The organism is Sulfitobacter sp. 1A12779 (assembly GCF_043557315.1).
Lineage (GTDB): Bacteria > Pseudomonadota > Alphaproteobacteria > Rhodobacterales > Rhodobacteraceae > Sulfitobacter > Sulfitobacter faviae.
On sequence record NZ_JBIFFU010000048.1, the window covers coordinates 1 to 7,508 of the forward strand.

Consider the following 7,508-nt stretch of genomic DNA (forward strand, 5'->3'; position numbering starts at 1 on the left):
CGGTGAAAGTTGAGATCTTCGCCGGGATTTTTGACTTGCCCGAAACCCTTGACAGAGGCCCGCCCCATTACGGAAGCGGGCTTTTTGTCCTTTGGAACTCAGACCCTGATCCAAAGGAAAATCCCCATGACCAAGCCCAAAACGGCGAACCCGACTTCTTCAATCTCCGACGCTGATCTCGCCTCTGCGCTGGCGCAAATCGGCGCGGAGATCGACCACCAGCCCCTGCGCAGCTCGGCGCTCGCGCGCATCATGCGCGAGACGTTTCTTGGCAGCGATGCCAGCGGTGCCTGGGACTGGCGCATGGCATATGACCTGATGCAGGCCGCGGCCATCCAGATGCTGCTGCGTGGGGACAACGCAGCAGGTGATATCGCTACCGCAAAGCTCGTTGCCTCTCGGCTGCTGACGGAAACCCGCCGGTCAGAGCAGCAGATCAGGCTGCAGCAGTTTTCCACGCCGTTGCCTTTCGCGGCAATGGCCGTGCGGGCGGCAGCCATTCGCAAGGGCGAGACCGTTCTGGAGCCCTCGGCTGGCACCGGCGCTCTCGCTGCTTTCGCGGAACGGGCTGGTGCCACGCTTCTGCTCAACGAGATCGACCCCTTTCGCCAGGGCCTTTTGCGCGCGGTCTTTGGCGGCGATGTGACGGGCCATGACGGCGAGCATATCGACGATCTTCTGCAGACGCCGGTTCTGCCCGACGTCGTGGTGATGAACCCGCCCTTTGCCTCCTCGGTCGATCGGTCGCGAGACAAGCACATCGCTGCCAAACATCTCATTGCGGCTGCCAAGCGCCTGGCACCGGGTGGGCGGATGGTGGCGATCATGCCGCAGGGGTTCACATCTGAGCGCGATGCCGCGCATTGGTCCCGCGCCTGCGGCCTTCTGACGCCGCGCTTGGCGCTCACGATGCCGGGGCAGGTCTATCGCAAGCTCGGCACAACTGTGGAAACCCAGCTGATGGTCTTCGACAAGGTGCAGGAGGCTGGCGAGATGATCCGCGCCACTGTGTGCGATCTGGATGAAGCCCTTCCTTTTGTCGATGCCGTGGCCGCAACCCGTCCCGAGATGCGCCCCGCCCAATGGGCGGCAGCGATCCCCCATGGTCGGCCGACAGTTCCATCATCTGCCCGGCGCAAGACCGCCGCTGCGCCGGTCGCTGCCTCCAAAAGCGGCGCCAACGCTGCCATCCCGCTCACCTTCACGAGCTTCGATGTCCCGCGCGACAACAGGCCCGTCTCGGAAATCTATGCGCGATACCGCCCGCAGCGTATCGAGATCGCGGGGGCACAGGAGCATCCCACGCCGCTGGTCGAAAGCATCGCCATGGCCTCTGTGGCCCCGCCAGTGCCCTCAGACACGGCCAGTGCGGAACTGCGCCTGCCCGGCAAACTGATCGAGGAGGGACATCTCTCCGAGGCGCAGCTCGAGACCATCATCATGGCCCATGATGCCCATGGGCGCGACCTGCCAGGACGGTTTACCATCGATGACGACCAGACCAAGCTGACGCGCGCCGATGATGACCAGGATGCAAATGCCTACCGTCTCGGGTATTTCCTCGGCGACGGCACCGGTTGCGGCAAGGGCCGCGAATGCGCCGGGCTCATCCTAGTGAACTGGCTTGCGGGGCGCAGAAAGGCGATCTGGGTTTCCAAATCCGCCACGCTTATCGAGGACGCGATCCGCGACTGGACCGATCTCGGCGGCTCGCCCGCCGACATCCAGCCACTCTCCAAATGGAAACCGGACCAGCCCATTCCGATGGGCGACGGTATCCTGTTCGTGACCTACGCCACGCTGCGCTCGGCGGGCAAATGCGGCACCACGCGGCTGAGCCAGATCCTCGACTGGATGGGCGAGGGCTTCGAGGGCGTGCTGGCCTTTGACGAGGCCCACGCCATGCAGAACGCTGGAGGCTCCGAGCAGGGCAGGGGGATCAAACCCTCCCAGCAGGGTCTTGCAGGCCTGCGGCTGCAACTTGCCGCCCCGCGCGCCCGCGTCTTCTACATCTCGGCCACGGGGGCCACGAGCGTGCACAACCTCGCCTATGCCGCGCGGCTGGGGCTCTGGGGGCAGGGGCCCGAATACCCCTTCCCGAGCCGCGAGGGTTTCGTCTCGGCGATGGAAGCCGGTGGCGTTGCCGCCATGGAGGTGGTCGCCCGCGATCTCAAGACGCTCGGTCTCTACACGGCACGTGCTCTCAGCTTCGATGGCGTGGAATATGATGTGCTCGAACACGCGCTGACCCCGGCTCAGATCGAGATCTACGACGCCTATGCGGGCGCCTTCCGCACCATTCACCACAATCTCGAGGCGGCACTGACAGCGACCGGCGTCAACGACGCCTCGGGCGAGACCAATGCCTCGGCTGCACGCGCCTCGGCCAAGTCCCGCTTCGAAAGCACGAAACAGCGCTTCTTCAACCATCTCCTGATGGGCATGAAGGCCCCGACCATTATCCGCGCCATCGAGGACGATCTGGCGGCGGGCAATGCTTGCGTCATCCAGGTGGTTTCGACCGGCGAGAGCCTGCTGAAACGTCGGCTTGAAACGATGGACGCGGAAGACGAGCTCGTCGAGGGTGCGTTGACGCCGCGCGACTATGTTCTGGGCTACCTGGAACATGCCTTTCCGATCCATGCGCAAAAGCTGGTCGAGATCGACGGCAACATGGTGGCTGAGCCCTTGCGGGATGCCAATGGCGCGCTCGTTGTCTCGCGCGAGGCGCTCGCCCTGCGTGACGCGGCCATGATGGAGTTGATGACGCTGGCTCCGATCCCTTCGGCGCTGGACCAGATCCTCTGGGCCTTTGGCGACGAGGCTGTCTCCGAGGTCACGGGCCGGTCCATCCGGCCCCTCAAGGCCGAGGACGGTCATCTCTTCATCGAAAAGCGTAGCGCAAGCAGCAATTCCTCCGAGACCCAGGCCTTCATGGATGGTGAAAAGGATATCCTTATCTTCTCCGAAGCAGGCGGTACGGGCCGGTCCTATCACGCGGCACAAACGGCGAAAAACCAGAAACGGCGGCGGCACTACCTGCTGGAGCCCGGCTGGCGCGCGGATGCGGCCATTCAGGGGCTGGGCCGCACGCATCGCTCTGCCCAGGTCAGCGCGCCTTTCTTCCGGGTCTGCACCTCGGATGTGCATGGCGAGAAGCGCTTCACCTCGACGATTGCCAAACGCCTCGACCAGCTGGGAGCGCTGACCAAGGGCCAGCGCGAGACCGGCTCGCAAGGCATGTTCCGCGAGGAGGACAATCTCGAAAGCCCGATCGCGCGAGCGGCGCTGCGTGGGTACTTTGCCGATCTTGTCGCCGGGCGGGCCGAGGCCATGAGCTATGAGAGCTTCACAGACTGGACCGCGCTGCGGCTGATCGACAAGGACGGGGTGCTGCTCGAGGAGCTGCCGCCGATCCAGCGGTTTCTGAACAGGGTGCTGGCGCTATCCATCCACATGCAGAACGCGCTCTTTGCCGAATTCATGAACCGGATCGCTGATCAGACCGAACGGGCGCGCGCAGCGGGCACGCTCGATCTCGGGGTGGAAACCCTGCGTGGCGAAAAGATCGAGCAGGTCTCCACGGAGGATCTCTGGACCTGCCCGAAATCTGGCGCCGTGACGCGGATCATCGGGCTTGAGGTCACCGACCCAGTCCATATCTTGGGCGCCGAAGAGGCCACGTCGCGCAATCCCGATAAGCTGCCGATGGTCAATCGCGCTTCGGGGCGTGCGGCGCTCATCTCGGTGCGGCCCATGCAGATGTACGACGAGGATATCGTCACCCTCATGCGCAAGGTAGTGCGGCCCAACGGGTCGAGCTATCTTGAAGAGGTGCGGTTCGCATCCTCGGCCTGGGAAGAGATCGGCAAGCCTGAGTTTGCAGGGCTTTGGGATGCCGAGGCCGCGTCCCTGCCGAAAACCACCACGACAAAGCTCTACCTGCTGACCGGGCTCTTGCTGCCGATCTGGAAGGACATCCCGACCACCAATGAGCGCATCTATAGGGTCACGCCCGACGGGGCGACCGCGATGATCGGGCGTGCGCTGAGCGAGGAAGGGGCGGCCGCGCTGCGCGCCCGCTTCCTCGTCTCCAACCCGCAAACGCCGCAGGAGATGCTGACCGCTGCTCTCGGCACCACAGCACCGGTCGATATTGGCCGGGGTCTGACCCTGACCCGTCGCCGGGTCGCAGGCGAGATGCGCCTCGAGCTGGGCGGTGCCGAAAAGGGCATGATCGAAGGGCTCAAGGCAATGGGGTGTTTCACTGAGATCATCGCCTTCCAGCTGCGGGTGTTCCTGCCGCATGGGGAAGAGGTCGACACGGGCAGCATTCTGGCCCGGATCGTGGGGCAGGGGCCTGCTATCACGGCAGACCAAGCCGCCTGAAAAGCCAAAGCGGGCTTTGGGTCGGGCATCGCGGATCGGGTTTTGGCCGGTCTGCGCTTTTCCGGGCGCGCGCCGACCAATGCGACGCCTGGTCCCCCAACTTCTGACAAGAGGACAGACCCATGACCAATCCCCAGATCGACTATGCCGCAATGGCGGCTCAGTGGCGCGCCGAGCGCGAAACCGCGCTAAAGGCATCCCGAACGGAGCTGCTCGCGCAACTACGTGCGCTTGGCATCAGCGAGATCACTGCTGAATACGAAGGCTATGGCGACTCTGGCAATGTCGAGGACGTGAATGTGCAGCCTGCGGAGGTCAAACTGCCGGAAGCGCTTGTCACCGCCGTGGGCGATTTCGCCTGGTCACTCGCCTATCACCATCATCCGGGGTTCGAGAACAACGAAGGCGGCTACGGCACGCTGACCTGGGACATTGCAGCTGACAGCATCACCCTCGATCACGCCGACCGCTATGTCGAATGCTCGCACAGCTATGACGAGGGGCTGTGAGATGGCCCATCCGCTTCATCATGCTGAAAGCTCTGCCCGGAAATTCGGCGGGGTGCCGTCTGACTATCAGTCTATACATGACTGGTTCGATGCCTCGAAAGAGCACCTCGCGCTCTTTACGCACCGAGCCATGCGCCACCACGCTCAAGGCCTGTTCGAGGCGGAACGGGTTTTCGGCCTGACCCTGACCAATAGCGCGGGTCGGGACATCCCCGTGCGCTGGATCGGCGAGCAGCATGTCCGTGAAGACTGCCAGGGCCGCATCCCGAGCATGGCGGACTGGCTGCGACGGATCCAGCCCGAGTCATGGATGGCCAATGGCCACATTGACCGGCATGTCGGCTCCGAGCCCTACGGCGATCCAAGGGTTGCCTGGGCCTCCGAGGTCGCCGCCGGACGAACGCTTCTTGGCCTGAAGGATTGGATGGCGGCGCGCGCGACGCAAACCACGCAAAGCGCCTGACAGCTCTCGGTCGTTTACCAAACGAATGCTGCGCGGAAGCCCGGTTGGACGACCGGGCTTCTTGCGTGGTTTCCCCAACCATTTCTCTTGAGGAGGACCCCATGACACTCGATGACATCAAGGCCGCCGTCGATGCCGGCCAGATCGTGCATTGGGCCAATACCGGCTACGTTGTCCACAAGGACCGGCTCGGTCAGTACCTCATCACCTATGTGCTGAATGGAAGCTGCATCGGACTGACCGACCGGGGCGGGCACCGGTTGAACGGAAAAGAGGCGGAGTTCTTCATCGCGCAACCGAAGGTCGCCGCAGAAAATCCGGGCAGCCAATCAATACCAGACGGGCAGGGGAGGGGTGTAGCACCCGGAGGCGCGGGGGCCTTCCCAGTCGGACGGCAGCTCTGACCCGTGGGCGGGGCTGAAAGGAAAGCAAGCTTTCTGGTTTGTGATCCCAGGAGGGGTCGTGAAAGCAATCCCGGATGCGCTGGCAAGAACGTCAGGCACCGGCCAATCCAAGAAGGAACTATCCCATGTTCGCAGGAACCCTCACCCGCAACGTCGAGACCGCAGCCACCGAATACACCGGCATGATCCACTCGACGCGCTTTGACATCGCCATCCAGTTGGAGGCGCGGGCCAAGATGTCCGAACGCAGCCCGGATTATGACGTGACGGCGATCAACAAGTCGGACCGCAAAGTGCGCATCGGCACGGCTTGGAATGAAACCGGCAACACCAGCGGCAACCCCTACATCTCGATGCAGATCGATGTCGGTCTCGGCCCTTTCCGGGTCAACGCGGTGCAGACGAAAGAGGCGCGCACGGCCCAGAGCGGTGAGTTCGAGATTATCCCGCTGGTCTCCAACGGCCTTATGAAATTCGGCTCGATCTCGGGCGAGCTCACTGCCATGGACGCTGACAACGCCTTCACCGGCTACATCGCCAACATGATGTTCGATCTGGAGTTCATGCTGATCGAGAACAGCTACAAATCCGAGGAGACCCACCCTGACTACCGGATCGAGGTCAGCTCGCCCCGGGGCACACCGATCCGCGTTGGCTCGGCGTGGATGGCCAAGAGCAGCCGCACAGGCAACGACTACCTGTCGCTGCTGATTAACACGCCCGATGGGGACCTGCGCGTCAACGCCGTGCAGAACGAAGAACAGCGCGGCGGGCAGACCTTCTCGATCATCCCGTTCATCGACAGCGGTGAGCAGCCGCAGGACGCAGGCGCGGGGCTCTCGCTGGTCGCCTAATTGGCACGCGAAGGGACGACTATCTGAAAACAAGGGGGAACCGTGGGATCACGGTTCCCCTTTTGGCGTGTTTGTTTGGGTATATGATTGCTCTAGCCATTAGGCAGGGTTTTTGTGGTGTTGGAAGGCATGCCAAAAAAAAAATGAACTCTACGGTTACTATTTGGTCAGCCAATCTCCATAGGCATCGATATCAATCATTGGTACGGTGCCGCTGAACTGGAGGCGTGAGATCAGCGCGAACAAGAAGGCTGTTGCCGGTTTCGACCCCTCAACAAGGTCATATCCGCCCTCTTTGTCGAACAGGAAATGCCCGTGGGACGCTACACACCCGATGTCCAACCTTCTGTCGCCATCGCCTTCGTTGAGTACCTTCTCGAAAGATGCTCCCAAAGGAGGCTTCCACTCGCTCTCGAAGGTCAGAAGACCACCAATAATGGGAATGAGCTGTTTCGGTGGATAGAGCCCACCAGCATGTGGGATCGGTAGACTGGTCCGATGCAAGCTTCTGACTGATGCGACCTTGTCTTGAGCATATTTGACAAGATTTGCGTCTGCCGTCTGCTTGGCCTCGAAAACGGCGTAAACACTTTCAGCCGGGACAATGAGTTGCTTCTCGTACGTGAAAATAAAAGGCGAGTATTGGCGGTCAAAAACGACGGCATCAATCTGGTCGCTGAAATTCCCAGTGCTATCGACGACGTGCGCGCTCGCAACCTGGTATCTTTCGGGCAGGTACTGGGCGAGCATATCAATCCAAATGGCTTCGCTTGCATCGCCTTTTGTACCCGGATGCTTGAAGGACTTCCGCGGGTGTTGTCACATTAACGGTCCTGAGGTTGCTGGTTCATTGATCTGGGCGTAGGCGGTGTCGATGCAGACACAAAAG

The 7,508-nt window shown here is 62.1% G+C and carries 5 protein-coding genes and 1 pseudogene; 5 read left to right on the plus strand and 1 reads right to left on the minus strand.

The window, feature by feature from the left end; all coding sequences use genetic code 11:
• Positions 1 to 126 precede the first annotated feature (126 nt).
• From ACGYLQ_RS20315 to ACGYLQ_RS20335, 5 genes are all read left to right on the plus strand, one after another.
• Positions 127 to 4,389, plus strand: coding sequence for a strawberry notch-like NTP hydrolase domain-containing protein (locus ACGYLQ_RS20315; protein WP_348393630.1), 4,263 nt, complete (start codon positions 127 to 129; stop codon positions 4,387 to 4,389).
• Positions 4,390 to 4,511: 122 nt separating this feature from the next.
• A complete protein-coding gene (locus ACGYLQ_RS20320; protein ID WP_348393629.1) occupies positions 4,512 to 4,898 on the plus strand; it encodes a DUF6878 family protein in 387 nt (128 codons plus the stop codon).
• 1 nt (position 4,899) lies between these two features.
• Positions 4,900 to 5,361, plus strand: a complete 462-nt coding sequence (locus ACGYLQ_RS20325) for a DUF6915 family protein (RefSeq protein WP_322330029.1) — start codon at positions 4,900 to 4,902, stop codon at positions 5,359 to 5,361.
• Between the two features lie 101 nt (positions 5,362 to 5,462).
• A complete protein-coding gene (locus ACGYLQ_RS20330; RefSeq protein WP_317406787.1) occupies positions 5,463 to 5,765 on the plus strand; it encodes a hypothetical protein in 303 nt (100 codons plus the stop codon).
• 125 nt (positions 5,766 to 5,890) lie between these two features.
• Positions 5,891 to 6,619, plus strand: coding sequence for a DUF736 family protein (locus ACGYLQ_RS20335; protein ID WP_322330030.1), 729 nt, complete (start codon positions 5,891 to 5,893; stop codon positions 6,617 to 6,619).
• A gap of 159 nt (positions 6,620 to 6,778) precedes the next feature.
• Here ACGYLQ_RS20335 and ACGYLQ_RS20340 read toward each other — a convergent pair.
• Positions 6,779 to 7,429, minus strand: a pseudogene (locus ACGYLQ_RS20340) (DUF6602 domain-containing protein); the annotation flags it as partial.
• Positions 7,430 to 7,508 lie beyond the last annotated feature (79 nt).